Annotated in this window: 31 protein-coding genes, 1 tRNA gene and 1 pseudogene; 13 read left to right on the top strand and 20 right to left on the bottom strand. The window is 70.3% G+C overall.

Annotated features, from left to right (window positions below; genetic code table 11):
• Positions 1-29: 29 nt before the first annotated feature.
• A complete protein-coding gene (locus tag BWI15_RS37200; RefSeq protein WP_077019145.1) occupies positions 30-599 on the top strand; it encodes a TetR/AcrR family transcriptional regulator in 570 nt (189 codons plus the stop codon).
• Complete coding sequence (locus BWI15_RS37195; protein ID WP_077019144.1) at positions 596-2,098, top strand: MFS transporter; 1,503 nt, start codon at positions 596-598, stop codon at positions 2,096-2,098. Before BWI15_RS37200 ends, BWI15_RS37195 begins: the two co-directional genes overlap by 4 nt.
• A gap of 85 nt (positions 2,099-2,183) precedes the next feature.
• Here the strand turns inward: BWI15_RS37195 and BWI15_RS37190 are convergent, their stop codons facing one another.
• The gene (locus BWI15_RS37190) at positions 2,184-3,356 is read right to left on the bottom strand and encodes a hypothetical protein (RefSeq protein WP_077019143.1); all 1,173 of its coding nucleotides are present in this window, start codon (positions 3,354-3,356) and stop codon (positions 2,184-2,186) included.
• 97 nt (positions 3,357-3,453) lie between these two features.
• Here BWI15_RS37190 and BWI15_RS37185 point away from each other — a divergent pair, with 97 nt between their 5' ends.
• Positions 3,454-4,392: a tetratricopeptide repeat protein gene (locus BWI15_RS37185; protein WP_077019142.1), complete on the top strand. Its 939-nt coding sequence runs from the start codon at positions 3,454-3,456 to the stop codon at positions 4,390-4,392.
• A 48-nt stretch (positions 4,393-4,440) separates the two neighbouring features.
• Here BWI15_RS37185 and BWI15_RS37180 read toward each other — a convergent pair.
• Positions 4,441-4,523 (bottom strand) — tRNA-Tyr (locus BWI15_RS37180).
• Between the two features lie 136 nt (positions 4,524-4,659).
• Here BWI15_RS37180 and BWI15_RS37175 point away from each other — a divergent pair.
• A complete protein-coding gene (locus tag BWI15_RS37175) occupies positions 4,660-5,595 on the top strand; it encodes a phosphotransferase enzyme family protein (RefSeq protein WP_168197427.1) in 936 nt (311 codons plus the stop codon).
• A gap of 3 nt (positions 5,596-5,598) precedes the next feature.
• On the opposite strand, the gene BWI15_RS37170 is transcribed toward BWI15_RS37175, so the two are convergent.
• Entirely contained in the window at positions 5,599-5,862 is a 264-nt protein-coding gene (locus tag BWI15_RS37170) for a hypothetical protein (RefSeq protein ID WP_077019140.1), read from the bottom strand.
• 141 nt (positions 5,863-6,003) lie between these two features.
• On the opposite strand from BWI15_RS37170, the gene BWI15_RS39915 reads away from it, so the two are divergent.
• Complete coding sequence (locus tag BWI15_RS39915; protein WP_077019139.1) at positions 6,004-6,756, top strand: helix-turn-helix transcriptional regulator; 753 nt, start codon at positions 6,004-6,006, stop codon at positions 6,754-6,756.
• 24 nt (positions 6,757-6,780) lie between these two features.
• On the opposite strand, the gene BWI15_RS37160 is transcribed toward BWI15_RS39915, so the two are convergent.
• Together BWI15_RS37160 and BWI15_RS40550 are read right to left on the bottom strand one after the other, a co-directional pair.
• On the bottom strand, positions 6,781-7,512 hold the full coding sequence (locus BWI15_RS37160; protein ID WP_077019138.1) for a GNAT family N-acetyltransferase: 732 nt from the start codon (positions 7,510-7,512) through the stop codon (positions 6,781-6,783).
• Positions 7,513-7,522: 10 nt separating this feature from the next.
• Complete coding sequence (locus BWI15_RS40550; protein ID WP_077019137.1) at positions 7,523-8,305, bottom strand: AraC family transcriptional regulator; 783 nt, start codon at positions 8,303-8,305, stop codon at positions 7,523-7,525.
• A 111-nt stretch (positions 8,306-8,416) separates the two neighbouring features.
• On the opposite strand from BWI15_RS40550, the gene BWI15_RS37150 reads away from it, so the two are divergent.
• Genes BWI15_RS37150 through BWI15_RS37140 form a run of 3 tightly spaced genes read left to right on the top strand, consistent with a single transcriptional unit; the run spans position 8,417 to position 9,790 of the window.
• A complete protein-coding gene (locus BWI15_RS37150) occupies positions 8,417-9,280 on the top strand; it encodes a phytanoyl-CoA dioxygenase family protein (protein WP_193432216.1) in 864 nt (287 codons plus the stop codon).
• Positions 9,277-9,585, top strand: coding sequence for a hypothetical protein (locus tag BWI15_RS37145; protein WP_077019136.1), 309 nt, complete (start codon positions 9,277-9,279; stop codon positions 9,583-9,585). Before BWI15_RS37150 ends, BWI15_RS37145 begins: the two co-directional genes overlap by 4 nt.
• A 19-nt stretch (positions 9,586-9,604) precedes the next feature.
• The gene (locus BWI15_RS37140) at positions 9,605-9,790 is read left to right on the top strand and encodes a hypothetical protein (protein WP_077019135.1); all 186 of its coding nucleotides are present in this window, start codon (positions 9,605-9,607) and stop codon (positions 9,788-9,790) included.
• A 152-nt stretch (positions 9,791-9,942) separates the two neighbouring features.
• Here the strand turns inward: BWI15_RS37140 and BWI15_RS37135 are convergent, their stop codons facing one another.
• From BWI15_RS37135 to BWI15_RS37125, 3 genes are read right to left on the bottom strand one after another with little or no spacing between them, the layout of a single operon-like run.
• Positions 9,943-10,962, bottom strand: a complete 1,020-nt coding sequence (locus BWI15_RS37135) for a lactonase family protein (protein ID WP_077019134.1) — start codon at positions 10,960-10,962, stop codon at positions 9,943-9,945.
• On the bottom strand, positions 10,959-11,801 hold the full coding sequence (locus BWI15_RS37130; RefSeq protein ID WP_077019133.1) for an aminoglycoside 6-adenylyltransferase: 843 nt from the start codon (positions 11,799-11,801) through the stop codon (positions 10,959-10,961). Before BWI15_RS37130 ends, BWI15_RS37135 begins: the two co-directional genes overlap by 4 nt.
• Positions 11,798-12,319: a GNAT family N-acetyltransferase gene (locus BWI15_RS37125; RefSeq protein ID WP_077019132.1), complete on the bottom strand. Its 522-nt coding sequence runs from the start codon at positions 12,317-12,319 to the stop codon at positions 11,798-11,800. The genes BWI15_RS37130 and BWI15_RS37125 overlap by 4 nt, the downstream gene beginning before the upstream one ends.
• Before the next feature lie 153 nt (positions 12,320-12,472).
• Here BWI15_RS37125 and BWI15_RS37120 point away from each other — a divergent pair, with 153 nt between their 5' ends.
• From BWI15_RS37120 to BWI15_RS37105, 4 genes are all read left to right on the top strand, one after another.
• Positions 12,473-12,724: a hypothetical protein gene (locus tag BWI15_RS37120; protein ID WP_077019131.1), complete on the top strand. Its 252-nt coding sequence runs from the start codon at positions 12,473-12,475 to the stop codon at positions 12,722-12,724.
• On the top strand, positions 12,721-13,059 hold the full coding sequence (locus BWI15_RS37115) for a hypothetical protein (protein WP_077019130.1): 339 nt from the start codon (positions 12,721-12,723) through the stop codon (positions 13,057-13,059). Before BWI15_RS37120 ends, BWI15_RS37115 begins: the two co-directional genes overlap by 4 nt.
• Positions 13,060-13,137: 78 nt before the next feature.
• The gene (locus tag BWI15_RS37110) at positions 13,138-13,878 is read left to right on the top strand and encodes a DUF5709 domain-containing protein (RefSeq protein WP_077019129.1); all 741 of its coding nucleotides are present in this window, start codon (positions 13,138-13,140) and stop codon (positions 13,876-13,878) included.
• Between the two features lie 187 nt (positions 13,879-14,065).
• Positions 14,066-14,686, top strand: a complete 621-nt coding sequence (locus BWI15_RS37105; protein WP_077019128.1) for a hypothetical protein — start codon at positions 14,066-14,068, stop codon at positions 14,684-14,686.
• Here BWI15_RS37105 and BWI15_RS37100 read toward each other — a convergent pair whose 3' ends face one another.
• The 12 genes and pseudogenes from BWI15_RS37100 to BWI15_RS37045 all read right to left on the bottom strand — a co-directional run bounded on the left by BWI15_RS37100 (position 14,687) and on the right by BWI15_RS37045 (position 25,970).
• Complete coding sequence (locus tag BWI15_RS37100) at positions 14,687-16,138, bottom strand: NADH-quinone oxidoreductase subunit N (RefSeq protein WP_077019127.1); 1,452 nt, start codon at positions 16,136-16,138, stop codon at positions 14,687-14,689.
• Positions 16,135-17,685 (bottom strand): complex I subunit 4 family protein, encoded by a 1,551-nt coding sequence (locus tag BWI15_RS37095; protein ID WP_077019126.1) that lies wholly within the window; start codon positions 17,683-17,685, stop codon positions 16,135-16,137. The genes BWI15_RS37100 and BWI15_RS37095 overlap by 4 nt, the downstream gene beginning before the upstream one ends.
• Positions 17,682-19,445 carry an NADH-quinone oxidoreductase subunit 5 family protein gene (locus BWI15_RS37090; protein ID WP_077019125.1) on the bottom strand — a complete coding sequence of 588 codons (1,764 nt, stop codon included), beginning with the start codon at positions 19,443-19,445 and terminating at the stop codon, positions 17,682-17,684. Before BWI15_RS37090 ends, BWI15_RS37095 begins: the two co-directional genes overlap by 4 nt.
• A complete protein-coding gene (gene nuoK, locus BWI15_RS37085; protein ID WP_077019124.1) occupies positions 19,442-19,777 on the bottom strand; it encodes an NADH-quinone oxidoreductase subunit NuoK in 336 nt (111 codons plus the stop codon). The genes BWI15_RS37090 and nuoK overlap by 4 nt, the downstream gene beginning before the upstream one ends.
• Positions 19,777-20,277, bottom strand: coding sequence for an NADH-quinone oxidoreductase subunit J family protein (locus BWI15_RS37080; protein ID WP_077019123.1), 501 nt, complete (start codon positions 20,275-20,277; stop codon positions 19,777-19,779). The genes nuoK and BWI15_RS37080 overlap by 1 nt, the downstream gene beginning before the upstream one ends.
• 263 nt (positions 20,278-20,540) lie before the next feature.
• Positions 20,541-20,756, bottom strand: a pseudogene (locus BWI15_RS40395) (4Fe-4S binding protein); the annotation flags it as partial.
• A gap of 218 nt (positions 20,757-20,974) precedes the next feature.
• Positions 20,975-21,733: a methylenetetrahydrofolate reductase gene (locus tag BWI15_RS37070; protein WP_077019121.1), complete on the bottom strand. Its 759-nt coding sequence runs from the start codon at positions 21,731-21,733 to the stop codon at positions 20,975-20,977.
• Between the two features lie 11 nt (positions 21,734-21,744).
• The gene (locus BWI15_RS37065; protein WP_077019120.1) at positions 21,745-22,419 is read right to left on the bottom strand and encodes an isochorismatase family cysteine hydrolase; all 675 of its coding nucleotides are present in this window, start codon (positions 22,417-22,419) and stop codon (positions 21,745-21,747) included.
• 32 nt (positions 22,420-22,451) lie between these two features.
• Entirely contained in the window at positions 22,452-23,642 is a 1,191-nt protein-coding gene (locus BWI15_RS37060) for an RNA polymerase sigma factor (RefSeq protein ID WP_077019119.1), read from the bottom strand.
• Complete coding sequence (locus BWI15_RS37055; RefSeq protein WP_077019545.1) at positions 23,632-23,976, bottom strand: YciI family protein; 345 nt, start codon at positions 23,974-23,976, stop codon at positions 23,632-23,634. The genes BWI15_RS37060 and BWI15_RS37055 overlap by 11 nt, the downstream gene beginning before the upstream one ends.
• 42 nt (positions 23,977-24,018) lie before the next feature.
• Positions 24,019-25,317, bottom strand: coding sequence for a sensor histidine kinase (locus BWI15_RS37050; RefSeq protein WP_077019118.1), 1,299 nt, complete (start codon positions 25,315-25,317; stop codon positions 24,019-24,021).
• The gene (locus tag BWI15_RS37045; protein WP_077019117.1) at positions 25,314-25,970 is read right to left on the bottom strand and encodes a response regulator transcription factor; all 657 of its coding nucleotides are present in this window, start codon (positions 25,968-25,970) and stop codon (positions 25,314-25,316) included. The genes BWI15_RS37050 and BWI15_RS37045 overlap by 4 nt, the downstream gene beginning before the upstream one ends.
• A 134-nt stretch (positions 25,971-26,104) precedes the next feature.
• On the opposite strand from BWI15_RS37045, the gene BWI15_RS37040 reads away from it, so the two are divergent.
• Entirely contained in the window at positions 26,105-26,626 is a 522-nt protein-coding gene (locus BWI15_RS37040) for a hypothetical protein (protein WP_077019116.1), read from the top strand.
• The last annotated feature ends 12 nt before the right edge of the window (positions 26,627-26,638 follow it).

Here is a 26,638-nt window from a genome sequence, read left to right as displayed (position 1 = left end):
CATTCGGGACAAAGGTGTCTACTGGAGGCATGCTCTCCCGTGACCAGGTCCTCGACGCCGCGCTGCGCCGGCTGAACTCCGACCCGACCACCTCGATGGCCGATCTCGCGGCCGCGATCGGGATCGGCCGGGCCACGCTGAACCGCCACTTCGCCTCCCGTGACGCGTTGCTGCGCGAGATCGGTGAGCGCGCGCTCGACCACTGGGCCCGGAGTCAGCAGGAGACCGACATGGTCGCGGCCGGCGAGTCGGGCGATCCCGAGCGGATCCGGGCGTGCCTGCGCGAACTGGTCCGCTGGTTCGTCGAGAACGCGGACGAGTTCGCCTACGCGCTGGCCAACAACCGGATGGAAGCGATGCCGGAGCTGGCCGAGCGCACCAACGTGCTGATCGATCGCGAGGTCGAGTTCTACGCCGCGGCGCAGCGGGCCGGCGTACTGCGGTCCGATCTTCCGGCCCGCTGGATCGAGCACACCGTCTACGGGTTGATGATCGCGGCCCGCGAGGCGCTGCGCCGCGGCGACGTCGCCCGGCGCGACCTCGACGGGCTCGTGCTGTCCACGTTGCTCGTCGGCACCACCGCTGGCGACTTCCGATGACCGCCAGTACGACGCCCGTCCGGCCGGCGATGACACCGAGCAACCGGCGGCGCTGGGGCGGTCTCGCCGTCTTGTCCGCCAGCCTGCTGCTGGTCGTGATGGACATGACGATCCTCAACCTCGCGCTGCCCGCGATGGCCGAGGACCTGCGGCCGAGCTCGGTCGAGTTGCTGTGGATGGTCGACATCTACTCGCTGGTGCTGGCCGGTCTGCTGGTCACCGCCAGCTCGCTCGGCGACCGGATCGGCCGGCGGCGGATGCTGGTGACCGGCTTCGTGATCTTCGGCGCCGCCTCGCTCGGCGTCCTGCTGGCCGACAGCCCGGCGACCGTGATCGCGGTTCGGGTGCTGCTCGGCGTCGGCGGCGCGATGATCATGCCGTCGACGTTGTCGCTGATCCGGGCGCTGTTCCCGGACGCCCGCGAACGCGCGACCGCGCTCGGGATCTGGGGTGCGACCGCCGCCGTCGGCAGCGCGCTCGGGCCGATCCTGGGCGGGTTGTTGCTGCAGAACTTCAGCTGGCACTCGGCGTTCCTGGTGAACGTACCGGTGATGGCCGTCGCTGTCGTCGCCGCGTTGCTGCTGCTGCCGGAGAGCCGGTCGGACCGGCCCGGACGACTCGATCCTGTCGCGACCGTGCTGTCGATCGCGGGGATGGTCGGGCTGGTCTACGCGATCAAGGAGCTCGGCAAGGACGGCGTGACCGCCGAGGTGCTGCTGGTCGGCGTACTGGGGGCTGGGTTGCTCTTCGGTTTCGTGCTGCGGTGTCTGCGGACGGACGAGCCGATGCTGGAGATCAGGTTGTTCCGCGGGCGTGGATTCACGGCAGGCGTACTCACCGCGTTGATCACCAGCTTCGCGATGGTCGCCGCGCTGCTGCTGATCTCGCAGTGGCTGCAACTGGTCAAGGGCTGGTCGCCGCTGGCGTCAGGTGTTGCTTTGCTCCCGATGGCCGCCGGAGGTCTGATCGGCTCACCGCTAGCGCCCGCGCTGGCGCAGCGCATCGGTGCCCGCACCGTCCTGGTCGGTGGTCTGGCAGTCGGAGCCGCTGGATTCCTCCTGCTCTTCGCGGTCCCGCAACCCCTCACGTACGCCGGGATCGCCGCGTCCCTGACCCTGATCGGCATCGGCACCGCTCCCCTGGCCGTCGCCTCAGCCGTCATCATGGCCGGCGCCCCCGTCGACCAGGCCGGCAGCGCCGCCGCCATCGAGGAAAGCAGCTACGAGATCGGCGCCGCCCTCGGCATCACGGTCCTCGGCAGCCTCGCGGCGGCGGTGTATCGCGCCGGCCTCCCCGCCGACGCGCCGGACCTCGCCCGAGAGTCGCTGGCCGGCGCGCTGACCCTCGACAACCCGACCCTGGCCACGGTCGCCCAGACCGCCTTCACCGACTCCCTCACGTGGTTCGGCCTGGCCGGAGGGGTTCTGCTGCTGGGCGTCGCGGGGCTGGTCCTTTACCTGACGCCACGCAGCTTGGACTTGTCTGCCACCCACCACTGAGCCCAGGCGGCGCGCGGAGTCACTCGACCTCGCTGGGGACCTTCTCGCGTTGGCTTCGACGAAGGTCCGCAGCGACGGCTGAGAGTTACGGCATCTTGGCGATGGTGGTCGGACCGGAGTCCGCCGGAGTCGCCGGGGTGGCTGACTTCGCCGCGAGGTGGAGGCGCAGGAGGGTGTCGTAGTCGACGACTTCCACCGACGACGCCGTCTTCGCGGCCTGGGGGAAGTCGGCGGCGGGGTCCTGGGTGCCGACGACCAGGACGGTGCGGGCGTCGGTGACCTCGACGCCGTACTTGGTCTTGGCGAAGGCCTGGTTCTCGGCGCTGGTGAAGTACTTCTGGTACGCCGCCAACCGGGTCGCGCCCGCGGGCAGGTCGAGGGATCGACGGTGCTTCTGGCCCGTTTCGCGGAGCGGGAGCGCGAGGTCGCCGACCACGTGGGTGCCGTCTTCGCGTTCGAGGATGAAGTCGGGAGTGACCGTGCCCTCCGACGACTCCAGCGCCGGCTGGACGATCAGGCGGGTCGCGTCGAAAGCGCTGAGCAGGACGTCCTCGTGCTGGGCGAGGAACTCGCTGGTCGTCAGCTTCGCGAGGCCGTGCAGGTACGTGCTGGCGAACTGATCCGCCTTCAGGGCCCGCTCGACGGCCTCACCCCGCGGTACGGCGAACGTGCCGATCGGGTCGAGGTGCTCCGAGGAGTTGACCAGGCGCTGCAGGAACTCGCGGTACCTGTCCGCGGGCTCGGAGCGGTGGATGGCGATCGTGAAGAAGTTCCAGCGCAGCCGAACCGCGAGCCCGGACGACTGGGCCAGCAGGACCCGGTCGAGCACCGCGTAGTTGCCCGGCGCGAAGTCCAGCAGCTTGTCGCTCGGGCCGACCATCTCGTTGCCGAGCAGGCTCTGCGTGGCCGGGAACCAGTCCGACAGCGCGTTCTTCCCGCGCTCGCTGGCGATCGTCGCGTCCTTGACGACGCTCTCGTCCGGCAGCGCGACGACCGCGCCGGCGCCGGCCGACGTACCGAAGTACTCGTCGATGCCGGCCGCCTTCTGCCGCCGCACCTCCAGCGAGCGGTACTCGCGGCTGACGCCGGCCAGCTCCAGGATGTTCCAGTCCGGGGTCTCGGTCAGCACCATCATCCGCGGGTAGAGCAGCGGGCCGGGCAACTCGGTCCGGTGGCTCGTCGGCAGGTGGTCGCTCACACCCTTGAGGTGCTCCCCCCAGAACTGAGTGTTCACCTTGACGAACTCGGTGGGTTTCATCGCCCGCTCTTCTCCTCGATCACGATCGGTGGTCCACAACCAGCAACCCCAGCTCGCCCGCAGCCTATTCCCCGGCATCGTGCGGCAGGATGCGCGCATGGATGCGCAGAGGGATGGTACGACGAGCGACCGCTCGCCGAAGACGGTCTGGGCGGAGTGGAAGGAGGCCGACCGCACCGAGGACGCCGAGGCGGCGGGCCGGCTGGCGGTGGAGCTGCTCGAGCTGCTGCCGCAGTTCTCCGAGATCTGGTTCGAGGCCGGGATGTACTCCAAGGCCCGCGGGGACTGGGCCGAATCGGCGGTCCGCAACCAGCGCGCGGTCGACCTGTTCACGCCCGACGACGCCGCTGGGTACGACGGGGAGAACCCGGCCGCCTGGAACCTCGGCATCGCCGCGACCGCCCTCGGTGACTGGGCGACCGCGCGACGCGCCTGGACGGCGTACGGGATCGACGGCATCGAGGCGGGGACCGCGCCGATCGACATGGACTTCGGCGCCGCGCCGATCCGGCTCAACCCCGATCGCCCGAGCCTGCCGCACCAGGTGACCCCCGACTTCGGCGACACCGAGGTCGTCTGGTGCCGGCGCCGAAGCCCCGCCCACGCGGTGATCTCGAGCGTTCCGCTGCCGGCGTCCGGGCATCGCTTCGGGGACGTCGTACTGCATGACGGCGAGCCCAAGGGCACCCGCCGGCTCGGCGATCAGGAGGTCGCCGTCTTCGACCAACTCGCCCGCCTCGAGGACTCCGGCCTGCCGACCTGGCAAGCCCAAGTACTCAACGCCAACCCCAGCGACCTGGACGCCCTCGCCGACCTCGCCGCCTCTCGAGGCCTCGGCGTCGACGACTGGTCCAGCATCCGCCTGATGTGCGCGGATTGCTCCCACGGCTCCCCCGGCCACGACCACCCACCCGCAGCCACCGAAGCCACAGTCCTCGGGCTGGCCGGCGCCGAGCGCGACCTCCGGGATTGCCTCGATATGTGGGCGTCCACCCGCCCGCAGCTCACCCTCGCGGAACTCACGTTTCTCTGGTGACAACGAAACAGCCCCTGATCCGTGGATCAGGGGCTGTTTCAGGCCCTGTGGCAGGTGCAGGGTTCGAACCTGCGTAGGCATAAGCCGACAGATTTACAGTCTGCTCCCTTTGGCCGCTCGGGCAACCTGCCAGGGGTGCTGCTCCGAGGAGCGGCGTGAGAGACGATACAACAGACAGTGCCCCTGACAGCAAATCGGATGGGGACTGCGGAGGGCGGCTGGGGAAATCGGTCGCAGGCCTGACCGCGGGCGGGCATGGTGGGCGGCGTGACGACGAGGGCGCTGTGGGAGTTCGTTCGCGAGGACTTCGGGCTTGATGTGGTTGAACTCACGCGGGTGCATGGGGGTGCTGATCAGGCTGCGGAGGTCTGGTTGGCGCGGGCCGGGGAGCGGCGGTACGCCGTGAAGTGGTCCGGGGGTGGGACGGATGCCGGGGCGCGGGTGAGTGCGGAGTTGGCGGCTGCGGGGGTGGCCGGGGTTGCAGGGCCGGTGCCGACTCGTGGCGGTGAGTTGTGGAGCGTGCGCGAGGGGCGGCGGCTCACGGTGATGCCTTGGGTTGACGGGCGGGGGGCGGCGGAGGTTGGGCTGACCGACGCGGAGTGGACGGCGTACGGGGTGCTGCTGGCGGGGGTTCACTCGGCGGAGCCGTCGGAGGGACTGCGGCGGGTGTTGCCTGCGCTCAATCCGGTGAGTGCGCGGATGCCGGGGCTGTTCCGGGAGTTGGATGAGCGGCTGACCGGGCAGGTGCCGGGTGATGAGATCGAGGCGGAGCTCGCGCGGTTGTGGCGCGAGCATCGGGAGCTGATCCTCGGGCTGCTGGAGCCGGTCGACGGGCCGCGGGGTACGCCGGTGATCTGCCACGGAGATCCGCATCTGGGCAACGTCATCGTCGGCGAGAGCGTCCACTTGATCGACTGGGACGACGCGGTGCTGGCGGCGCGGGAACAGGATCTGATGTTCGTGCTCGGCGGGATGGGGACGCTCGGGCCGGCAAACCCGGGGCAGCTCGACGCGTTTTTCACCGGCTACGGGGAGACGGAGATCGACGATCGGAATCTTCGGTACTACCGGCACGCGCGCGCTCTGGAAGACGTCGCGCTCTGGGCCGAGCAGGCGATCACCGGGCCGGACCGCGAGGACTCCCTCCGGATTCTCAGGGGAGTCCTCGGGCCCGACGGACTGGCCGTGCTCGCGGTCTCCTGAGCCCTACTTCGCGTACGCCGGGCGCAAGTGCGTCGCGACCGCGGTGAGTACGGCGGCGACGAGCGCGGCGGTCAGGACCAGTGCGACGACCTGCCAGGTCGCGAAGCCGGTCAGCTGCACGACCGGCGCGACCGGGTCGTCAGCGACCGGGCCGGGTCGGGTGTCCGGGTCCTCCGGCGGCAGCTTGGCGTAGGCGGTGCCGGTCAGCGCGACAACCGGGAGCACCAGACCGGCTGAGACGGCGGTCAGACGGGACAGCAGTTTCATGAGCTTTCCTTTCAGGCTGGGCGACGCGGTGCCGCCGTACAGCCACCGTGGCGCCGTAAACCCGGCCGAGCCATACGACGTTCGACGTATGGGCGCGGGCCGCGGACGGGCCTAGCCTGAAAACAGGAGGAGGGGATCGCGATGGTGGAGCAACTGACCGTCACGGAGCGAGACTTGCGCCGGATCTTCGACGTGATCGACCGTGGCCGGCAGAGCGGGCCGGGCGAGGAGTTCCCGCGAGAGGTCCTGCGGGCGCTGCGCGAGCTCGTACCGGCCGACGACGTCAGCTTCCAGCTGAGCCGCCCGCTCGACCGCCAAGTGCTCGGCCTGGAGGAGGTCACCGAGCTTCCGGTCGACCTGTTCGACGGCTGGGAGGACCTGTTCTGGCACTCGTACTGGGACGAGGAGGTCTGCAGCCGCCCGCAGCGCACCGGGGACTACGAGAGCGTCTGGAAGACGTCGGACTACCTGTCCGCCCGGCAGCTCGGCAGGTCGCCGGTCGGCGAATGGTTCAGGGTGCTGGGAATTCGCAGCGAGATCTGCGTTCCGTTCCCGGCCCGCGGCGCGGAGGACCGCCGGATGCTGCTGTCGCGGGCGTCAGGTCGCGACTTCAGCGAGCGCGAACGCCTGCTGCTACGGATGCTGCGCCCGCACCTGATGGAGATCCGGCGCGATCTCGAACGCCGGCGGGCCGGGATTCCCGACCTGACCAGCCGGCAGTGGCAACTGCTCCGCCTGGTCGCCGCCGGCCACAGCAACACCCAGATCGCCCGCCGCCTCTTCGTTGCCGAGGGCACGGTTCGCAAGCACCTGGAGAACATCTACGAACGGCTCGGCGTCACCAGCCGCACGGCCGCGGTCGCCACGGTGTTCCCGCTGGCCGACTCAGCCTGACGGCCCGGCAATCATTGAGCCTGGCTACGCGTGACGAACCCAAATGTTCGGTTCGACGTACGTGCCGGTGCCGTCGGCGATGGTGAGCGTGGAGAGGCCCGCCGGGATGACGTAGGTGCCGGGTGAAGGCAACGCGATGCCCGTCCACTTCTCCCAGTCGGCGACCGAACCGGTGATGGTCTGCGACGCGGGCGCCGGCGCGAGCACGGTGGCACCGAGGCGGACATGGGTGCGGAGCCAGGGGTCGAGCGGAAGGCCGTCGGGCCGGGTCCACGTCAAGTACGTCGCGATGTCGGTGAGCGGATACCGGGTCTTCAGCGTCGGCCGGAGCGGGGCGATGACCTGTGCCAGCCCCTGGGCGACGGCCCGGTCGCGCACCGCGGTGATCAGTTGGGCGGCGACGCCTCGGCCCTGCTGGTTGGGGCGTACGGCGGCGGCCATCAGGACGAAGGTGTTGGGTTCGACCCCGGCCTCGTACGACGTGACGGCGCGGGCCAGGGCGTCGCTGTAGCCGCCGGGCAGATCGGCGACCGTGCCGTCCCACGCGATCGGCACGCCCCAGCACCCGGCGAGCAGCCACTCAGGGGACGCCTCGTCCGGCACCAGGTAGAAGTTCCAGTGCGGAAAGTACTGGTCCCGGCGCTCGGAGTACTGCTTCGCGAGGGCGTCGTGGAAGATGAACTCCGGCCAGCCCTCGGCGAAGACCCGGCTCGCCTCGTCGTCGAGTTCGGGTGCTTCGGCGACCGGGATCAGCATGGAGCCGAGGCTAGGTCGTGCCGCCGCCCGCGGCCACCGCATTTCGGACCGCTCGCGGGGATCCGCCGAGCTCGCGATGACAGGCCTTGTTGAACGCCTGGAGATCGGGGATGCCGACCGAGGCGGCGATGGCCGGGATCGACAGGGTCGACGCGACCAGGAGGTGCCGCGCGCGGGTCAGGCGGCGGCGCCGAAGGTACGCGATCACCGTCGTACCGGTCTCGGCGTGGAACAGCCGGGTCAGGTGGTTGTGCGACACCCCCGCCTCGCGCGCCAGCTCCGGGACCGTCAGCGGGCGGGCGAGGTTCGCCTCGATGTACGCGATCGCGGCGGCGACCGCGGGATGCCCGGTCCGGTCCGGCGGGCCCGCGTTGAGGTGGGCGATGCGCCACAGCGCGGTCCAGACCTCGGCGACCATCCGCGCGGAACCGGTCGGGGACGCCTCGATCGCGGAGCGCAGCAACTCGGCGAGCAGCGGCGCCGCGGCACCGGCGTCCTGCACCAACGGCACGTATGACGGTTCGCCGCCCGGCCGCGGCCGGAAGTGCACATACAGGTGCTCCGACCGCCCGCGGTAGTCGAACTGCACAGGCATCCCGGCCGGCGTCAGGCTGACGAAGCCGGGCGCCACCGCGTACGTCGTACCGTCCAGGGTCAGGTCGGCCGAGTAGCTGTAGAGATGCAGCTGCCACAGGTCGGGCAGCTGGAAGACGTCGCGGCTGCGGTGCACCCCGTGCACGCCGGCGCCGAGGTTGACCACCTCCGGCGGCTGAGCCAAGGCTAGCCGAAGCATGGTGAGAAATTACCACCAGTGGTGATTCAGACCGACGCGCGACTAGCGGATTGCTTCTTAACCTGGACGAGTAGGAACCACCACGGACCAGTCGCCCCGAGAGGGAGAGACATGCCCCATCCTCATCGCAAGAACCTGCTCACCTCGGTCCAGATGGCTCATTTCGTTGCCACCGGCGCGCTCCGGATGGACGCCGTCGTCCCGGACGAGATGAACCAGCAGGCCCTCGACGTCCTGCGGGCCGGCGTTCCCGCCGTGCCGTACGGCACCCCGCTGTCGGAGGCGTTCGTGGACAGCGAGTTCGTGCAGCGGCTGGTGCAGCTGCCCGAGGTCGCCGGCGCCATCCACAGCCTGGTCGGGCCCGAGCCGACCGTCGACCACCACGCGGTGCACATCCGCAAGGCCAACGAGGGCGAGGCGCAGAACCTGCACGGTGACGCGATCATCGACGTCCGCGAGGACGCCTTCGACGTGCAGCTGATGTACTACCCGCAGGAGGTGACGCTCGAGATGGGCGGCACCCTGAGCGTGCCCGGCAGCCACCTGCGCCGGACCAACGAGTCCGACACCGGCCGCTACCAGAACCTGCTCGGCCAGACCCGGCTGACCTGCCCGGCCGGCACCGTCGTCTTCCTGCACCACGGCATCTGGCACGGCGGCCGCCGCAACGACAGCGCGATCGACCGCTACATGTTCAAGATCCGCTTCAACCCGACCGTGCGCCAGGTCCGGCTGTGGAACCTCGACGACCTGTACGACGAGCAGGTCGCCGCCGAGCTCGGCCAGACCTTCCCCTGGTACGAGAACGCGACCGGCCGGCTGGAGATCTACAACCGGGTCAAGCTGTGGCAGAAGCTGACCGGCGACGACACCTTCGACCCCGACTACTGGGTCACCCGGGTCTCGAACCGCCCGCAGCGCGTGATCTCCCAGCGCAGCCTCAACCCGCACGCCGCCAAGAAGGTGACCGCATGACAACCACCGCTCCTGACAGCACCGCGACCGGTACGACGGTCCGCCAGCAGGTCCTGGTCCTCTACCTGGCCTCGTCCGCGCTCGACTCGCGCACGGTCGGCTGGTCGACGTACGACGGCACCGGCGCGACCTCGCCGACCACCGGCGACAGCGACGTCCCGCCGTACGCGAGCGGGCTGGAGGCGTTGAAGGACGGCTGGCGGCTCTTCCAGGCCGCGCAGCTGCTGCCGCCGCAGCCCGGTCACGAGTACGACGTGTCGTTCCTCAAGCACGAGTTCTTCTTCGAGAAGCTCGTCACGGTCTGACCCAGATCGACGCGAGCCGGTGCAGTTGCAGGGACTGCACCCGCGGCGGGCCGTCGGTGACGAGCTCGATCCCGTCACCGGCGGCTTCGCTGCCGAAGTCGACGTTGTGGCACAGGTAGAAGGCACCGTCGGCGGCGAAGACCGCCGGCTGACCCCGGTCGACGAGGAGCCGCAGGGTGAGGGTTCCATCGGGGGTGACCGGTAGATGGTGGCCGTTCAGCTGGGCTGTCTCGACGCTGCCCGCGGCGCCGGGATTGCGCGTGATCGTCTCCGGCCGCGTTCGGGTCGTTCATCCAGCCGGTCCAGGGGCTGAAGTGGAACTGCCCCCGGTTCGGCTCGTCGTAGCCGGCCGTCATCTCACACGGGCAGGACACAAACCGGTTTCGGCCAGGACAGCGGCGTCCCCGTTGCGGTGAGGGCGCCGCTGGACTGGTCGACGGTGAACGTCGCGACGGCGTCGGAGCGCTCGTTCGCGGCGTACAGCTGGGTGAAGTCGTTGCTGAAGGCAAGGTGTCGCGGCCAGGTGCCGCCGGAGCCGATGGTCTGGATCAGCTCGACGCCGAGGCCGTCGGCGTCGGTGGCGAACACCGCGATCGTGTTGTCGCCGCGGTTCGAGCCGTACAGGTACCGGCCGTCGGGGGTGATCAGCAGCTCGGCCGGCGCGTTCTCGCCCGAGGCGCCGTCCGGGCGGGTCGACACGGTCTGGGTGACGGCCAGCTTGCCGTCGGCGTAGCTGCAGACGGTCAGCGTGGAGTCCAGTTCGTTGATCACGTACGCCGCCCCGCCGGCCGGGTGGAAGACGACGTGCCGGGGGCCCGCGCCCGGGTGGACCTGGAGCCGGCTGACCTCCGCGAGCCGGCCGTCCTGGGTCAGCGTCGAGACGTGCACGGAGTCCGAGCCGAGGTCGACGTCGAACACGTACTCCCCCGCCGGGTCGAAGGTGACCTGGTGGGAGTGCGAGCCTTCCTGGCGCTCGGCATTCGGGCCGGTGCCTTCGCGCTGCAGGATCTGGGTCGCCTCGCCGAGCGAGCCGTCCGCGGCGATCGGGTGGATCGCGATCGAGCCGGAGCTGTAGTTGGCGCTCAGCAGGTAGTTGCCGGAGGGGTCGATCGCGACGTGGCAGGGGTGCGCGCCTTCGGTCGGCTGGTCGTTGAGGAACACCAGCGACCCGTCGTCGGCGGCGGCGAACGCGCTCACCCGCCCGGCGTCCAGCTCGTTGGTCGCGTAGAGGAAGCGGCCGTCCGCCGAACGCGTCAGGAACGAAGGATCCGGCGTCTCGACCGCGACCACCAGTTCCTCGACGGTTCCGAAGGCGATCCCGGTGCCGCCGCCGTCCTGGCTGGTGTAGCTGCCCACATAGATCCGCTCCGAAGTCATGCCCCTACCCTGCCAGGTCCCCGTTGCTGCGGCATCTTCGCGCGCTCCGGTTGAGACCACAGCGGCGCCAGCCGGCGGCGTACGGCGTCGGCGAAGCTCTCCGGCCAGGGGACGCCGGTACGGCGGCAGAGGTCTTGCGCCACGGGAACGAAGGCGTCGAAGCACGCTCGCTGGACGGCGATCGCCGACTCGCGGGTGGCGGCGATCGGCGGCAGGTCTTCGAGCAGGCGGAAGTGGTCGGGCGCGAGCAGGGTCTGCAGGTGCAGCGCGCCGCCGCGGTCCTCCACCTCGACGGACTCGACCATCAACTGGATCAGCAGCGTCCGCAGCAGCGCCGAACCGGACGCGGCGACGACATAGTCGGCTCGGCCTACGGCGACGGGAAGGAGACCGGCCACGCGGAGGAACTCCGGCACCACTCGGGCGATCACCTCCGGCGACGGGCGGGTCGGCGGGGCTTCGGCGGGCAGGGCGCTGTTCAGGTCGTCGTGGTCGAAGACGACTTTGGCCGTCTGCTGTGAGCGGGTGCGGAGGTTCTCTGCCGGACCGAAGGTGAGGTCGAAGCGGAGCCAGTTGTCGCCGACGATGTGGTGGACGACGACCGTCGGGCCGAAGTCCAGGAGTTGGTGGTGGACGAGCGGCATCGACTGTACGACCTGCGCGACCCACGTCGAGGCGAAGTCGGCGCGGTCTTCGTCGGTGACGACCGCCAGCAGGTCGAGGTCACTGAACTCGTCGTCCGTGCCGCGCGCCGTACTGCCGGTGATCCACAGCCCGCGGACGCGCTGGTCGTTGTGGAGTCGCTCGGTCACCCAGGCGAGCAACTGGTCGCGGTTCATCGGAGCTTCTTGCCGTAGAGGGCCGACGTCGGGGTGAGGTCGGGGTGGAGAAGTTGCCAGCCTTTGCGGCGGTACAGGCGGGGTGCTGGGCGGTCGTCGGCGTACGTGCTGAGCAGTGCCTTCGAGTGCGGGAGGTGGGCCATCAGGGCGTCGTGGAGTGCGCCGCCCAGGCCTTGCCCCTGGGCTGCTGGGACGACGGCCAGCTCGACGAACTCGAAGTGACCGCCGACCCAGTCGTCGGCGATCTCTGGTGCGGTCTCGACGATGCGGTCGGACCACCATTGGCCGCGTTCGCCGGTGTAGCCGTACGCGAAGCCGGTGAGCTCGCCGTCGGGGCCCCGGGCGGCCACGAGCTTGAAGCCGGCTCGGCCGGCGTGGGTGGGGAGCTGCTCGGCGGCGAACCGCTCGGCCGCCGCCGCGTCCTCGTCGTAGCCGGGGGCACCGAAAGCGGCGCGGTAGACGTGCCGTAGTTCGTCCGAGCACGACAGCGCGGCCGCGGGGTCGAGCGCCTGGATCATCACCCGAGACTAACGCCCGGTACGACGGGCGGCCCGGCTTGCGGCGACCACGCACCGGGCCGGGTTCGTCGCGGCGTTGCGGCTGGTTTTCACGGGATGGGGCTGGGCACCGGGGACCTACGGAGGCGAGTCGAGCGAAAGCGAGGCAGCACGATGAGCGAGTCCGAGAACGACTACCGGCCGACCGTGGACGACGTCGATCCGAGCGCCATGGCGGTCAACTCGGTGGACGACCACGTCCGGGTGTCGGCTGATCCCAGCGAGTCGGAGATCGTCGACTCGGCCGGCGAGACCCTGCGCGTCGACGAGGACTCCGACGGCAACCGGGTCGAGGCGCCGGACGACGGCGCGGGGGAGGATCGCGACCTCGCGGACGAATCCGGGCAGGCGAGCGGGCGATCATGAGCACCCAGCCGCAGGGCGCGCTGCCGCTACCCGAGTTCGAGCACATTCCGTTCGGATCGCTGGCCGCGGCGGTGCGTTCGCTGGACATCCAGCAGGTGGAGCAACTGATCGGGTACGAGCGCAACCACGGTCAGCGCATCCTCGTCCTGGAGCTGCTCGAGCATCGCCGCGACGAGCTCCGTGACGGCGCCCAACCCACCAGCGGCTCGCCCGGCGCGATGAAGCCCGAGGTCGCGGGATCACCGGACAGCGACTCGGCCGTCGGCGCCGAACCGGGGCCCGCAGTGAATCCCCCAGCGCACGGCGAGCCGACGAATCCGGCGCAGCCGAGGTAGACCCAGCGCGGTCGCGCTACAACTCGAGCGCTCCCGTGGAGACCAACCAATTCGACGTACATCCAGCAGGAGGTTCCGTTGTCCGAAGCGCAGAACGAGTCCAGGCCGGTTGTCGACCCGGAGGCCGAAGGGCTGCCCGGTACCGCGGACGACGACTCGTCGGCGTACGACGACACCGAATCGGCCCGGGTCGCCGACGGACCGCATCCGGCCGCCCTGCCGGCCGACCACCCGGTCGCGTCGCTCGACTACGGCACGACACCTGCCGAGGCATCGACCGCCGAACCGCTCGCGGACCGGCTCGACCGGGAGGAGCCGGAGCCCGACCCGTACGCCGAAGCCGCGGATCCGAACGACCCGACCGATCCGGCCAACGTGTCCGACCGGGTGGATCCTGGTGACGACACCATCGAGCCCGGTGAACTCGCGGAGGGCAGCGCGGCCGAAGTCACCGGCGTACCGGGAGCTGGGGCGGGGCTGGAGGCTTCGGGAGCGGCTGCTGGTGAGCAGTCGAACCGCGTGGATGCGGATGCCGATGGGCCGGATCCTGACGGAGCGCTGACCGGCGCACCGGGTGATGGGCTGGTGGACGTGACGGGTGCCGACCTGACGGACTCCGACGAGTTCGATGGTCCTGAGCCGACTGTGGCTGATCCGACCGAGCTCGGTGTGATTGATGCGATCGAGGAGCAGCCCGGGCGGCTGGTGACGCCCGACGAGGGCGCACATCCTGATCACGAAGGCACGGAGATCGCCTTCGACAGTGGTTCGACCGGCGGGCTCAGCGCTGAAGAGGCGGCGATGCACGAGGAACGCTGACCTCAGCTGCTCGTCTCACCGGCCAGGGCGGACGTGCACCACTGATCAAGCTGTCTCCGACGCAGCTCTCCAGGCGTGGATCGAGCCGATTCAACGGTTCTGGAGGAGGTTGATCAGTGGTGCACGTCCGCCTCGTGCCGGAGAGCCGGGCGGTTGCGGCGTTGGAAAACGCCCTAGAGTCCCCCGGGTGATCACAGACCAGCAGCGTCGCGACCGTGGGCTCCGCACGGTCGCCGAGGTTCTCGAACTGGCCGAGTCGGGAACGGTGGTGCTCGACCCGTACTCGGTGCTGATCGGCACCCGCGTGGCCCTGGGCAAGGAAAACGTTCTGTATCCCGGCGTGGTCGTCGAGTGCGCCGAGGACGCCGAGTGCGTCTTCGGCGACCGGAACACACTGCTGCCCGGGACGTTCGTTTCGGTCCAGGCGGGCGGATCGGTTGTCGTGGGCAACGACACCAGGATCGGCGAGGGTGGGGCGCGGGTGGTTGCTTCCGGTGAGGACGTGACGATCGGCGATGGCGTCCGCCTGAGCAGCGGCGCCCTGGTCATCGCACCTGCGGAGCTCGGCCCCGGGTGCCAGGTGCTCGGCCAGATCACCGCCCAGGACGTCGTCCTCGCCGGCGGGGCCGACCTGACTCACCCCGACCCGGATTACCGAGGCGCGGTGCTCAAGGGCTTCGGGAAGGCGCGTGGGTTGCAGGTGGGCGTTGGCGAGGTGGTCAACGGCGCCGGGGACTTCGACGACGCACTGGTGGAGCGGCAACGGCAGTACCACCCGAACGCGCCGCGGCTAGGTGCTCCCGACTGATCAGCTGAGGAGTGCGAAGAGCGTGGCGGGGAGCAGCGAGAAGACCACCGCAACCGCCGTGCACGTCGTGATCACCGTGACCGCCGAGTTCTCGATGTTGACCGAGAACGGAGCCTCGGCCGGCGCACGGAAGAGCTCAGCGATCCAGCGGAGGTAAACCGCGAGGCCGATCATCACGTTGACGGCCATGACGACAGCCAGCCAGAGCAGGTCGGCGTCGATGACGGACTGGAACGCGGCGAGTTTGGTGAAGAGACCGGCGAGGCCCGGCGGCAAACCGGCGAGGACGACCAGGAAGAAGACCAGCGCGGCGGCGAGGCCTGGTTCGGAGCGGAGCATGCCCTGGTAGTCGGTGAGCAGGCCGGCGGGGCGGTGGCGTTGGACGACGGCGACCGCGCCGAAGGCGCCGAGGGTGACGACCACGTACGCCGCCAGGTACGCGACGACGGCCTGCGCGTCGCCGACGGCCAGGGGTGCGAGCAGGAAGCCGACCTGGCCGATCGACGACCAGGCGAGCAGGCGGACGGCTTCGCGTTGGCGCAGGGCGGCGAGGTTGCCGACGGTCATCGTGAGCGCGGCGAGGATCGCCAGCGCGATGCGCAGGTCGACGCCGCTGGGGGCGATGCCGTAGACGACCAGGACCAGCAGACCGGCGACGCCCGCGGACTTCGAGACGACGGCGAGGAAGGCGGCGACCTCGACCGGCGCACCGGCGTACGTGTCGGGCAGCCAGCCGTGGAAGGGAACCGCCGCGATCTTGAAGGCGAAGCCGACCAGGACGAACAACGCGGCAGCGAAGGCCACGCGGCGCAGATCCGGGTCGAGACCCGGGACGCGCGCGGCGAGGGTCTGCAGGTAGAGGGTGCCGGTCACGCCGTACAGGTACGAGATGCCGAACAGCATCACCGCGGTCGACAGGACCGAGACGAGGAACGCCTTCAGCGCCCCCTCGGAGCCACGCCGATCGCGCCGCAGGGCAACCATCGCGAAGCTCGGCAGCGACACCACCTCGAGCGCGATCACCACCGTCGCGAGGTCGCGTGCCCCGGCCAGGACGGTCGCACCGGTCAGCGCGCTCAGCAGGAGGAAGTGGTACTCCCCCACCGGAATGTCCCGGTCCAGCAGCCGGTACGCCGACAACCACACGACCCCGAGCCCGCCGATCAGCAGCACGGCCCACAGCCCGGCGGTCAGCGGCTCGAAGATCAGGCTGCACTCGGCCGGTCCCTCGACCGCAGTACGGCAGAAGCCGGGCCGGAACTGGTTCTGCTGCGTGACCACGTAGCCCAGCCCGAACAGGATCGCACCGGTACTGACCAGCGACACGCTCAGATGCCGCCACTTCCGCGAACCCGCTCCCCAGAACGCGTCCACCATCAGTACGGCGACCGCGCCGATCGCGAGGACCAGCGGGACGATGATCGCCTGCCAGTCGGTCCAGGTCATCGTCATAGGAACGTCCAGTGGTCGAGCAGCAGCCAGGGACACACTCCGAGCACCACGGTCAGCACGACCAGTGGCGCCCAGGTCACGAGCTCGATCCGGCTCAGGTCGACGGCGAACGCGGTCGCCGGGTGCTCGGCCGGGTCACCCTGGTTCAGGTTGCGGATCAGCCGGAGGAAGTACGCAGCCGTGAGCACCGTGCCGAGCCCGGCGATCACCATCATCACCAGGTACGTCGTACGCGGCAGACCGTCGGCCGGTCGATAGGCGCCCATCAGCGCGAGCATCTCGCCCCAGAACCCGGCCAGCCCGGGCAGTCCGAGCGAGGCCAGGCAGGCGAAGGTCAGCAGCGCGCCGATCCGCGGCAGTCGCGCGTAGAGCGCCCGGCCGATCACGCGCAGGTCGCTGGTGTCGTGCCGGTCCTTGATCGCGCCGGCCAGGAAGAACAGCAGGCCGGTGATCAGGCCGTGCGCGATGTTCGCGAACAGTGCTCCGGCGACACCCTCCGGCGACATCGTCGCGATGCCGAGCCCGATGAAGCCCATGTGCCCGACCGAGGAGTACGCGATCAGCCGCTTCACGTCGGTCTGGGCCAGACAAGCCAGCGAACCCGCCACGATCGCCACCGTCGAGAAACCCGCCAGGTACGGCGCGATGGTCGCGGTCGCGTCGGGCAGGACCGGCAGCAGGACCCGGACGAGCCCGTAGCTGCCGAGCTTCAGCAGGACGCCGGCGAGCAGGACCGAGCCGACCGTCGGGGCCTTCGCGTGCGCGTCCGGAAGCCAGATGTGCAGCGGCCAGAGCGGCATCTTCACGGCCAGGCCGAGCGCGATCAGGATCGCCGCGGCCAGCGCCGTACCGTGGCCGCCGGTGACCGGGATCTGGCCGAGCAGCTCCAGGTCGAAGGTGCCGGAGACGCGGTAGAGCAGCAGGAACCCGACCAGCATGACGGCCGATCCGAGCACGGTCATCAGCACGAACGTGGTCGCCGCGCGCCGCCGGCCGGCCGGGTCGTGGTGGTCGCCCCAGATGTCGATCACCAGCCACATCGGGATCAGCACGACCTCGAAGAACAGGAAGAACAGGATCAGGTCGGCGGCCGCGAAGGTGCCGATCACGCCGGTCTCGATCACCAGCAGCAGCGCGATCAGCGAGCGGGTCCGGCCGATCCGCGGGGTGATGCGCAGCGAGTACAGGCAGCACAGGAAGACCAGCAGGGCGGTCAGCATGATCAGCGGCAGCGAAATGCTGTCGACGGCCAGGTGGAAGCGCACGTTGAGCGCCGGGATCCAGGTCAGGTCGGTCTCGGCGAACGCGTGCAACCGCCCGGGCACCGATCCACGGTCGCCGGGATCGACAAAACCGGCCTCCAGAGTGATCGCGCCGGCCGGCCGCAGGTATCCGACCCACAGCACCACCGACCCGACCAGCACCAGCCCCGAGATCACCGACCCGTAGAGCGCCGCGATCCGGTCCCCCGTCGACGACGGCAACGCCCACAACGCCAAGGCCGCGAGCACCGGCAAGGCCAGGATGCTCAGCAGTACGCCGTTCACGCGCCGATCACCCCCGCCAGGATCGCCAGGGCGACCACTCCGGCGACAGCGAAGGTCAAGTAGGTCTGCACGTTGCCCGTCTGCAACAGCCGGAAGCCCTGCGAGGCCAGCGTCCCGGTGCGACCGGCAGCCCGAACGTAAGCGCCGATCACGTCTCGATCGCCGAGCACGGCCAGCTTCGCGAACCAGCGCACCGGGACCACCACCGCCTTCCCGTACGCCGCGTCGGCGCCGAACTCGTGTTCCAGCACCACCGGTCGCGGGTCAGCCCCCCGCCGCCACAGCGAGTAGGCCGGAAGCGCGCCGAGCACCGCGAGCACCGTCGTCAGCCCCGCGATCGCCCAACTCAGGTGCAGGCCATCGGCGTACCCGAGCACGATCGCGCCGATGGCGAGCAGCACCAGCGGTCCGCGCATCAGCCAGGAGCCGTCGCGCAGCTTGGAGAAGTCCGGGTCCTCCGCGTCGGCCATCGCGTCGTCGTCCTCGAAGGCGCCGAGCGCGCCGGCCAGCGCGGGGGTGCGGAAGAAGATCCACAGCCAGAGCCGGACGCAGTAGAACGCGGTCAGCACGGCGGTCAGGCACACCGACACCAGCACGAACCAGCCGACCGTCGACCCGTCGCGCGCGTGGTGCCAGGCGGCTTCGACCACCGAGTCCTTGGAGAAGAACCCGGCGAACCCCGGTACGCCGGCCAGCGCCGCGAGCCCGATCGTCATCGTCACGAACGTCACCGGCATCGCCTTGCGCAGCGTGCCGCGTCGCGTGTAGCGCCGCAGGACGACGAAGGCCGCGCTGCCGACCTGGTGCAGCAGGACGCCGGCGCAGAGGAACAGCAAGCCCTTGAACGCCGCGTGCGTGACCAGGTGGAAGAGTGCGGCATGCCGGCCGTCCGCCGTACCGAGGGAGAGGCCGGCGAACATGATCGCGAGCTGGCTCACCGTCGACCAGGCCAGCACCCGCTTCACCTCGACCGCGGCCGCCGCGCAGAGCGCGGCGAACAGCATCGTCACGCAGGCGACGACGGCGAGCACGGTCAACGTGGTCTCGGCCGCGACGAAGACGTCGTACAGGCGGGCGATCAGGAAAACGCCGGCGGCGACCATCGTGGCCGCGTGGATCAGGGCGCTGACCGGGCTCGGACCGGGCATCGCGTCCGGCAGCCAGGTCTGCAGCGGAACCTGCGCGGACTTTCCGACCACGCCGACGAGCAGCAGGATCGTGCCGGTGGTCAGCGCCGCCGGCGAGATGTCACCCGCGCCGAGCTCGGAGATCCGGAAGGTGCCGTAGCCGAGGCCGAGCACGAAGATGCCGAACAGGAAGCCGACGTCGCCCAGCCGGGTGATCAGGAACGCCTTCATCGCGCCGGAGCGGGCGTCGCGGCGCTCCCAGTAGTGGCTGATCAGCAGGTACGAGCAGGCGCCCATCACCTCCCAGCCGATCAGCAGCAGGAACAGGCTGTCGGCGATCACCACGGTGACCATCGCGGCGGTGAACAGAGTGACGAGCGCCGTGTACGACGCGGCGCGCTCGTGCAGATAGGCGATCGAATAGACCTGGACGCAGGCCGAGACCACGCCGACGACGGCGAGCAGCAGCACGGTCAGGTCGTCGGTGCGCACGTCGAAGGTCCAGTACGCCGCGCCTACGCCGGTGCCGGGGAAGGACGTGACCTGCGGTTCCACGCCGTACAGGAGGATCGCGCTGAGGATCACCAGCACCGAGAAGCCGACGCCGACCACGCGCCAGGTCGTCGCGATCACCGATCGATCTCCTTCGCCGTGTCCGCGGTCTCCAGCAGGTCGCGGGCCGCGTCGGCGTCGACGTGCCCGTGGCCGCGGAACAGCAGCAGCACGATCGCCAGCCCGAGGCCGATCTCGGCCGCGGCCAGCGTGATCACGAAGATCGCCAGCGTCTGCCCGGTGGCCAGGCCGTCGAGGCGCCAGGCGTCGAAGGCGATCAGGTTCAGGTTGACCGCGTTGAGCATCAGCTCGAACGACATCAGCATCGTGATCGCGTTGCGGCGGGCCAGTACGCCGTACACGCCGAGGCAGAACAGCGCGACGGCGAGCAGCAGCGGGAGGACGAGCGGCATCAGTCCTCCTTCTTCGGGGCGCGCTGCGACAGCACGATCGCGCCGATCAGCGCGGCCAGCAGCAGCACCGACAAAACCTCGAACGGCAGCACCCAGGTGCGGAACACCGCCGTGCCGACCGCCTCGGCCGAGCCGTCCGGCACCGGGCCGATCTTTTCGTTGCCGAAGGCAATCACGACGCCGGTGCCGAGCAGGATCGCGAGCACACCGGCGACGACCGCCGCGAACGGGCTGCGGCGGGTGGTCAGGGCCGGCAGCGGGTTGGTCGGGGCCTTGGTCAGCATCAGCGCGAAGAGCACGAGGACGACGATCGCGCCGACGTAGACCAGGATCTGCACCAGCGCGACGAGCTCCGCGTGCAGCGCGCCGAAGCAGCCGGCGACGGCGCCGAGGGCGACCACCAGCCAGAGTGCGGCGTGCACGATCCGGCGCGAGGTGACGACCAGAATGCTCGCGAACAGCGCCACCGCTCCCGCGACGGCGAAGAGCGCAGTGGTCACGCGCCGCTCCCGCTGGGCGTGGGGCCGGGGTCGTCCGTGGTCTGCGGTGCGGCCGGTGCGGCGGCGGATTCGGCGGCCGGTGCGGCGGTGGTATCGGCGGCTGGTGCGGCTGGTGCGGCGCCGGGTTCGACGGCGGCCGGTTCGACGACGGCCGCGCCGGGATCGATCGGCTGCGGCGCCGGCACGGTCCACATCCAGTCCCGCAGCCGGTCCTTCTCGTGGGTCAGGTTGCGCAGGTCGGTTTCGGCGTACTCGAACTCCGGGGACCAGAACAGCGCGTCGAACGGGCAGGCCTCGATGCAGATCCCGCAGTACATGCACAGGCTGAAGTCGATCGCGAACCGGTCCAGCACGTTGCGGCTGCGCTCGCGGGCCTGCTCACCGACCGACGGCGCGGTCTCGGTGTGCGAGTCGATGTAGATGCACCAGCTCGGGCACTCCCGGGCGCAGAGCATGCAGGACGTGCAGTTCTCCTCCATCAGGGCGATCACGCCGCGGCTGCGCGGCGGCAGTTCCGGCTGCACGTCCGGGTACTGCTCGGTCACGGCGCGGCGGGACAGCGTCTTCGCGGTGACCTTCAGGCCGTCGATCAGACCCTTGCCAGGTAGTGCCACGCCTCCTCCTCCGTCCGTGATTCAACGCGAGTTGCAACACGCTGACACTAACCGGTCAGGGCCGATTACGGCGCGAGCAGGCGTCACAGTTCGCGTTCGAGCCGGGCCGCGACCTGCCTGTACCGGCTGACCGGGACCAGGTGGACCCCCTCGAAGGCGCCGCTGTCGCGGATCCGGAGCACCTGTTCGCAGGCCGCGTCGACCCCGGCGTCGCGGTCCCGCGCAACCGCCTCGACCAGGGCGTCGGGGATCGTCAGCTGGGACAGGCCGGCCAGGTTCTGCGCCATCTTGGCGCTGGCCAGCACCATCACCCCGGCGTACACGGGGATGGACAGGTCGACGCTCTCGCGCCAGCGCAGCAGTTCGTCGAGGTCGAAGCTGACCTGCACGTAGAGGAAGTCGGCCTCGGCCTTCCAGCGCGGAAGCTTGCCGAGCCGCGCGGTCGCGCCGACCTGGAACGGCCCGCGGCCGGGGAAGCTGGTCGCGCGGGTCTCGTCGATCATCGTCCGCACGGTGAGCTGGCTGGTCCGGCCGCCCTCGCTCGGATCGTCCCCGTGCACGAACAGGAACTGCTCCACCCCGTACGCCGCCGCGGTCAGCAGGTCCCGCCGCAGGCCGAGCAGGTTGCGGTCCCGCGAGTTCAGGCAGGCGATCCCGCGCGCGCCCATCGCCTGCACCTCGTTCGCCACCGCCACGCTCGACACGGTCGCCCGCCCGATGTGGTTGTCCGGGATCAGGAACCCGTCCGCGATCGGACTCATCACGCCGATCTGGTGCCGGACCTTGGTCAGGTCCGGCCGCGTCGGCGGCTCCACCTCGCAGATCAGCTCGAAGGAGTCCATGACCGAAGACCCTACTGACTCACCGAGGCCAGCAGCGCGAGAATCTCGCCGGTCGGCCGGACGTCGCCGAAGGTCCGGTAGACGGTGTGCAGGGTCGCGTTCAGGTCCTTGTCCCGACGGGCCGCGACACCGTCGGCCACCATCAGCACCCGGTATCCGAGCGTGCTCGCGTCGCGGGCGGTGGACTCGCAGCAGACGTTCGCGACCGTGCCGGTGATCAGCACGGTGTCGATCCCGCGCTCGGTCAGCAGCCCGGGCAGGTCACAGCGCCCCGGGAAGAACGCGCTGGCGGCGGTCTTCTCCACCAGCAGGTCCTCGTCGTGCACGGTGAACTCGTGCCACAGCCGATCGCGCAGCGGACCGGTCCCGCCGGAGGCGTTGAACTGCGCGGCGACCTCTTCGCCGAGGAACTCGATCGTGACCGCCGACGGCTCGGTCGATCCCGGCAGCACCCAGGCGACGGTCCCGCCGGCCGTGCGCAGGCTGTCGGCCAGCGTGCTGATCTGCGGCACGATGCCACGCTCGTACTCCCCGTCGGTGAAGAAGAACGGGACCATGTCGACGACAACGAGCGCGGTCTTCGCCGGCGTGAGGTGCTGGTACGCGTGCCGCTTGCCGCGACGGCTCTCCTGCCGCAGGTACTCGCGTTCCTCGATCATCCAGTCGTGCAGCTTCGGCGTCGTCATGCCGTGAACCTTCGCACCTGCCACCGACAGGTTCAGAGCTCGGCGAGCCGGTGCTGCAGGAAGTCGCGTTCGGCGGCGTTGCCGGTGAGCGCCAAGGCCTTCTCGTACGCCGTCGCGGCTTCCGCTGTTCGGCCGAGGCGGCGGAGCAGATCGGCTCGGATGGCGTGGAAGACGTAATACGTGTCGAGGTCCAGGGCGTCGACCAGGGCGAGTGCTTCGGCCGGACCGTGGAGCTCGGCGACGGCGACGGCTCGGTTGAGGGCGACGACGGGTGTCGGGGTCAGCGTGAGCAGGTGGTCGTAGAGCTGGACGATCTGGGACCAGTCGGTGGGCGGGTCGCTGTGGACGGCGTTGATGGCTGCCTGGAGCTGGTAGGGGCCTGGCTGGTTGCGGCGGAGGCAGCGGCGTACCAACTCTTGGCCCTCGGCGACGAGCTGCTGATCCCAGAGCCGGCGGTCCTGCTCGGGCAGGGGAACCAGCCGGCCGTCGGGTGCGGTGCGGGCTCGACTACGGGACTGCTGGAGCAGCATCAGCGCCAGCAGGCCGAGTGCCTCGGGCTCGTCTGGCATCAGCTCGACCAGGAGCCGGCCAAGCCGGATCGCCTCCTCACACAGGTCCCTGCGGATCAGGTCGTCACCGGACGACGCGGCGTACCCCTCGTTGAAGATCAGGTAGACGACCGCCAGGACGCCGCGGACCCGCTCGGGCAGATCGGCGTCGTACGGGATCCGGTACGGGATGCCCGCCGTGCGGATCTTGGTCTTGGCCCGGACCAGCCGCTGCGCCATGGTCGACTCCGGAACGAGGAAGGCCCGGGCGATCTCGGCGGTGCTCAGTCCGCCCAGCAGGCGGAGGGTGAGCGCGACCCGGACGTTCAGCGCCAGGGCCGGGTGGCAGCAGGTGAAGATCAGGCGGAGGCGGTCGTCGCGCACCGGGCCCTCCTCCACTGGATCGTCCTGGGCGTGCAGCAGCGCCGCCTGAGCCTGCTTGTCCTCGCGGGCCGCCTCCCGGCGGAGCCGGTCGATCGCCCGGTTGCGCGCGGTGGTGATGATCCAGCCCGCCGGACTCGGGGGGATCCCCTGCTGCGGCCAGCGCTCGACAGCCGCCGCGAACGCCTCCTGTACGGCGTCCTCGGCGATGTCCAAGTCGCCGAAGGTCCGGGCCAGCACGGCGACCGCTCGCCCGTGCTCGCGCCGGAACACGTCCGCTACATCAGCCGGCAAAGGGCCGGACCTCCACCGGCAGGGCGACCAGGATCTTCGCCAGCCTGCGCGCCCAGTCCAGCGCCTGGTCCAGGTCCTCCACGTCGATCACCGTGAAGCCACCGATGTGCTCCTTGCCCTCGGTGTACGGCCCGTCGGTCACCAGCAGCTCCTCGCCCTGCTGCTGCACCACCGTCGAGGACTCCGGCGGGTGCAGCCCGGCACTGAAGACCCATGCGCCGGCGGCCCGCAGGTCGTCGTTCCAGACCGCGAGCTCCCGCATCACCGGGGCCAGGAACTCCTCGTCCGGCACCACGCCGTCCGGCTGGTAGATGCTGAGCAGGTACTGCGCCATGTCGACCTCCAAGTGAGTGTTCTACCCACTACACGAACGGACTCAGCCCGGATCGACAGGCAGCGACACGACAATCGTCAGCCCGCCGCCGTCGCGCGGCACAGCCCGCACGGTCCCACTGTGCGCCTCCGCCACCGACCGCACGATCGACAGCCCCAGCCCGGCTCCCTTCGCCCCCACCATCCGGTCCTCGCCCAGCCGCCGGAACGGCTTGAACAACCCCTCCACCTCGTACGGCGGAACGTCCGGCCCGGTGTTGCTCACCTCCACCTCGACCCGCTCACCGGCGACCGTCCGGCTGGTCACCCGCACCCACCCGTCGGCCACGTTGTGCCGGACCGCGTTCTCGACCAGGTTGTGCACCAGCCGCTCGAGCAGCAGCGCGTCGCCGACCGTCGGAGCGTCCTGCGGATCAGCCGTCACCCGTACGCCGGCCGCGGTCGCCTCACGGGTCAGCTGAGCCACCACGTGGGTGATCACGTCGGCCAGGTTGACGGGGTAGACCGCCGTCAGCGCTTTCTCCGAGTCGGCCAGCACCAGCAACCCGCTGATCAGCTGCTCGTGGCGGCTGTTGATCTCCAGCAGGCTTTCGCCGAGCTGCCGGACGTCAGGGGAAGCCGTCTTGCGGTGCATCGCGATCTCCACCAGTGCCCGGCCGAGCGTCAGCGGCGTGCGCAGCTCGTGCGAGGCGTTGGCGACGAACCGGCGCTGCCCGTCGAAGGAGTGGTCCAGCCGCTCGACCATCGTGTCGAAGGCGTCGGCCAGGTTCTTCACCTCGTCGTCCGGGCCGTCCAGCGCGATCCGTTCGTGCAGGCCGCGGCCCGCGGCGGGTGCGGCGGCGATCCGGCGCGCGGTGTCAGTGACCCGGTGCAGCGGCGCGAGCACCCGGCCCGCGACGAGCCAGCCGAAGCCGGCCGCCAGTCCGCCGACCAGCACCAGCGCGATGCCGCCCTGCACCAGCAGGGACTTGGTCGCCGCCGCCTTCACGGTCCGGCGCTGTTCCTCCATCACCCGATCGGCCTCCGGGCCGGTCAGCACGTCGCCGTCCTGGTTGAGCACGAAGAGCTGGTTGGGCCTCGGCTGCACGGTCGCGCCCGGGCTCGGCGACGCGCCTGGGTTCCGCGTCGCACCCGGCGAGGGCGTCGCACCCGGCGTCGTGGGGGCAGCGGCCGGTGGCGGCTGGAACGTGCCGCGCACGAGCACCCGCTGCTCCTTACCCAGTTGCTGGCTGAACAGCGCGTACGTCACGCCGAGCAGCAGCATCCCGGCCACCACGAACATCCCGCCGTAGATCAGGGTCAACCGGGCCCGGAGCGTCAGCTTCCGCGTGAGCCGCTTCATGGGATCCGGTACCCGACGCCGGTCACGGTGTCGACCAGTCCCGGCTCACCGAGCTTGCGGCGGAGCTTGAGAATGGTCAGCCGGACCGCTCCGGTGAACGGGTCCACGTGCTCGTCCCACGCCTTCTCCAGCAGCAGCTCCGCCGACACGGTCGCTCCGTCGGCTCGCAGCAGCTCGGCCAGTACGGCGAACTCCTTCTTCGACAGCGGCACGTACCGCCCGTCCCGGAACACCTCGTGCCGGGCGGGATCGAGGGTCAGCCCGGCACGCCGTAGTACGGGTGGATCGGCGGGCCGGCTGCGACGGCCGAGGGCCAGCACCCGGGCGGCCAGCTCGGCGAAGGCGAACGGCTTGGTCAGGTAGTCGTCGGCGCCCAGCCCGAGTCCCTCGACCCGGTCGGTGACCGCCGCGGCGGCGGTCAGCATCAGCACGCGGGTGGACGACCCGGACTCCACCAGCCGGCGGCACACCTCGTCGCCGTGCACCACGGGAAGATCCCGGTCCAGCACCACCACGTCGTACTCGTTGACGTCCAGGCGCTCCAGCGCGGCGGCGCCGTCCGCGGCGACGTCGACCGCGTGGGCCTCGTCCCGCAACCACTCCGCGATCGCTGCCGCCAGCAACGGTTCGTCCTCGACCACCAGTACCCGCACGCCTCGCCGCCTTCCGCCGTTGCTCCCCATCATCACCGATCGGCTGTTTCCGCGGTGTTTGCGAACACCGAAACGGTGCGGAAACGCTCCGCTGGCTTGGCTGGGACGAAACCGAACCTGTTCGAGGAGACACCATGAGACGACTGTCCTTGCTGGCCGCGCTGGTCCTGACGGCTTCCCTTGCCCTGACCGGCTGCGGCTCCGAGCCCGAGTCCGAGGGGGTGGCCTCGGGCGGCACGTCCCAGCCGGAGGCGAGCACCGGTGGCGGCGACGCCGCGGCGGAGAACCTGAGCCAGGACGAGATGGGCGTCAAGTTCGCCCAGTGCCTGCGCGAGAACGGGCTGGACGTGAAGGACCCGGAACCGGGCAAGGGGGTGATGCTCAAGTTCGGGCCGGAGTCCGGGATGAGCCGCGAGAAGGTCGAGCAGGCGATGGAGGCCTGCCGCAAGTACAACCCGCAGGCCGACAGCAAGCCGAACCCGGAGCAGGAGGCGAACGGCCGCAAGTTCGCCGCGTGCATGCGCGAGAACGGCGTGGAGAAGTTCCCGGACCCCAAGCCCGGCCAGCGCGGCATCCAGATCGACAAGGAGGCAGGCAGCGACCCGGACCTGGAGAAGGCGCAGGCTGCCTGCCAGAGCATCCTGGCAGGTCGGTGATGCCTCGTCGCC

Source organism: Kribbella sp. ALI-6-A, assembly GCF_001984195.1.
Classification (GTDB): Bacteria; Actinomycetota; Actinomycetes; order Propionibacteriales; family Kribbellaceae; genus Kribbella.
This window is presented reverse-complemented; position numbering and strand designations above follow the sequence as displayed.

Coding starts and splice junctions, on each gene's coding strand:
- BWI15_RS37145 (WP_077019136.1), top strand. CDS start 9,277: ATGACAACCACCGCTCCTGACAGCACCGCGACCGGTACGACGGTCCGC.
- BWI15_RS37195 (WP_077019144.1), top strand. CDS start 596: ATGACCGCCAGTACGACGCCCGTCCGGCCGGCGATGACACCGAGCAAC.
- BWI15_RS37160 (WP_077019138.1), bottom strand. CDS start 7,512: ATGCTGATCCCGGTCGCCGAAGCACCCGAACTCGACGACGAGGCGAGC.
- BWI15_RS37115 (WP_077019130.1), top strand. CDS start 12,721: ATGAGCACCCAGCCGCAGGGCGCGCTGCCGCTACCCGAGTTCGAGCAC.
- BWI15_RS40550 (WP_077019137.1), bottom strand. CDS start 8,305: ATGCTTCGGCTAGCCTTGGCTCAGCCGCCGGAGGTGGTCAACCTCGGC.
- BWI15_RS37040 (WP_077019116.1), top strand. CDS start 26,105: ATGAGACGACTGTCCTTGCTGGCCGCGCTGGTCCTGACGGCTTCCCTT.
- BWI15_RS37135 (WP_077019134.1), bottom strand. CDS start 10,962: ATGACTTCGGAGCGGATCTATGTGGGCAGCTACACCAGCCAGGACGGC.
- BWI15_RS37100 (WP_077019127.1), bottom strand. CDS start 16,138: ATGACGATGACCTGGACCGACTGGCAGGCGATCATCGTCCCGCTGGTC.
- BWI15_RS37055 (WP_077019545.1), bottom strand. CDS start 23,976: ATGGCGCAGTACCTGCTCAGCATCTACCAGCCGGACGGCGTGGTGCCG.
- BWI15_RS37120 (WP_077019131.1), top strand. CDS start 12,473: ATGAGCGAGTCCGAGAACGACTACCGGCCGACCGTGGACGACGTCGAT.
- BWI15_RS37185 (WP_077019142.1), top strand. CDS start 3,454: ATGGATGCGCAGAGGGATGGTACGACGAGCGACCGCTCGCCGAAGACG.
- BWI15_RS37070 (WP_077019121.1), bottom strand. CDS start 21,733: ATGGACTCCTTCGAGCTGATCTGCGAGGTGGAGCCGCCGACGCGGCCG.
- BWI15_RS37065 (WP_077019120.1), bottom strand. CDS start 22,419: ATGACGACGCCGAAGCTGCACGACTGGATGATCGAGGAACGCGAGTAC.
- BWI15_RS37050 (WP_077019118.1), bottom strand. CDS start 25,317: ATGAAGCGGCTCACGCGGAAGCTGACGCTCCGGGCCCGGTTGACCCTG.
- BWI15_RS37200 (WP_077019145.1), top strand. CDS start 30: ATGCTCTCCCGTGACCAGGTCCTCGACGCCGCGCTGCGCCGGCTGAAC.
- BWI15_RS37170 (WP_077019140.1), bottom strand. CDS start 5,862: ATGAAACTGCTGTCCCGTCTGACCGCCGTCTCAGCCGGTCTGGTGCTC.
- BWI15_RS37130 (WP_077019133.1), bottom strand. CDS start 11,801: ATGAACCGCGACCAGTTGCTCGCCTGGGTGACCGAGCGACTCCACAAC.
- BWI15_RS37125 (WP_077019132.1), bottom strand. CDS start 12,319: ATGATCCAGGCGCTCGACCCCGCGGCCGCGCTGTCGTGCTCGGACGAA.
- BWI15_RS39915 (WP_077019139.1), top strand. CDS start 6,004: ATGGTGGAGCAACTGACCGTCACGGAGCGAGACTTGCGCCGGATCTTC.
- nuoK (WP_077019124.1), bottom strand. CDS start 19,777: ATGCCGCTCGTCCTCCCGCTGCTGCTCGCCGTCGCGCTGTTCTGCCTC.
- BWI15_RS37150 (WP_193432216.1), top strand. CDS start 8,417: ATGCCCCATCCTCATCGCAAGAACCTGCTCACCTCGGTCCAGATGGCT.
- BWI15_RS37190 (WP_077019143.1), bottom strand. CDS start 3,356: ATGAAACCCACCGAGTTCGTCAAGGTGAACACTCAGTTCTGGGGGGAG.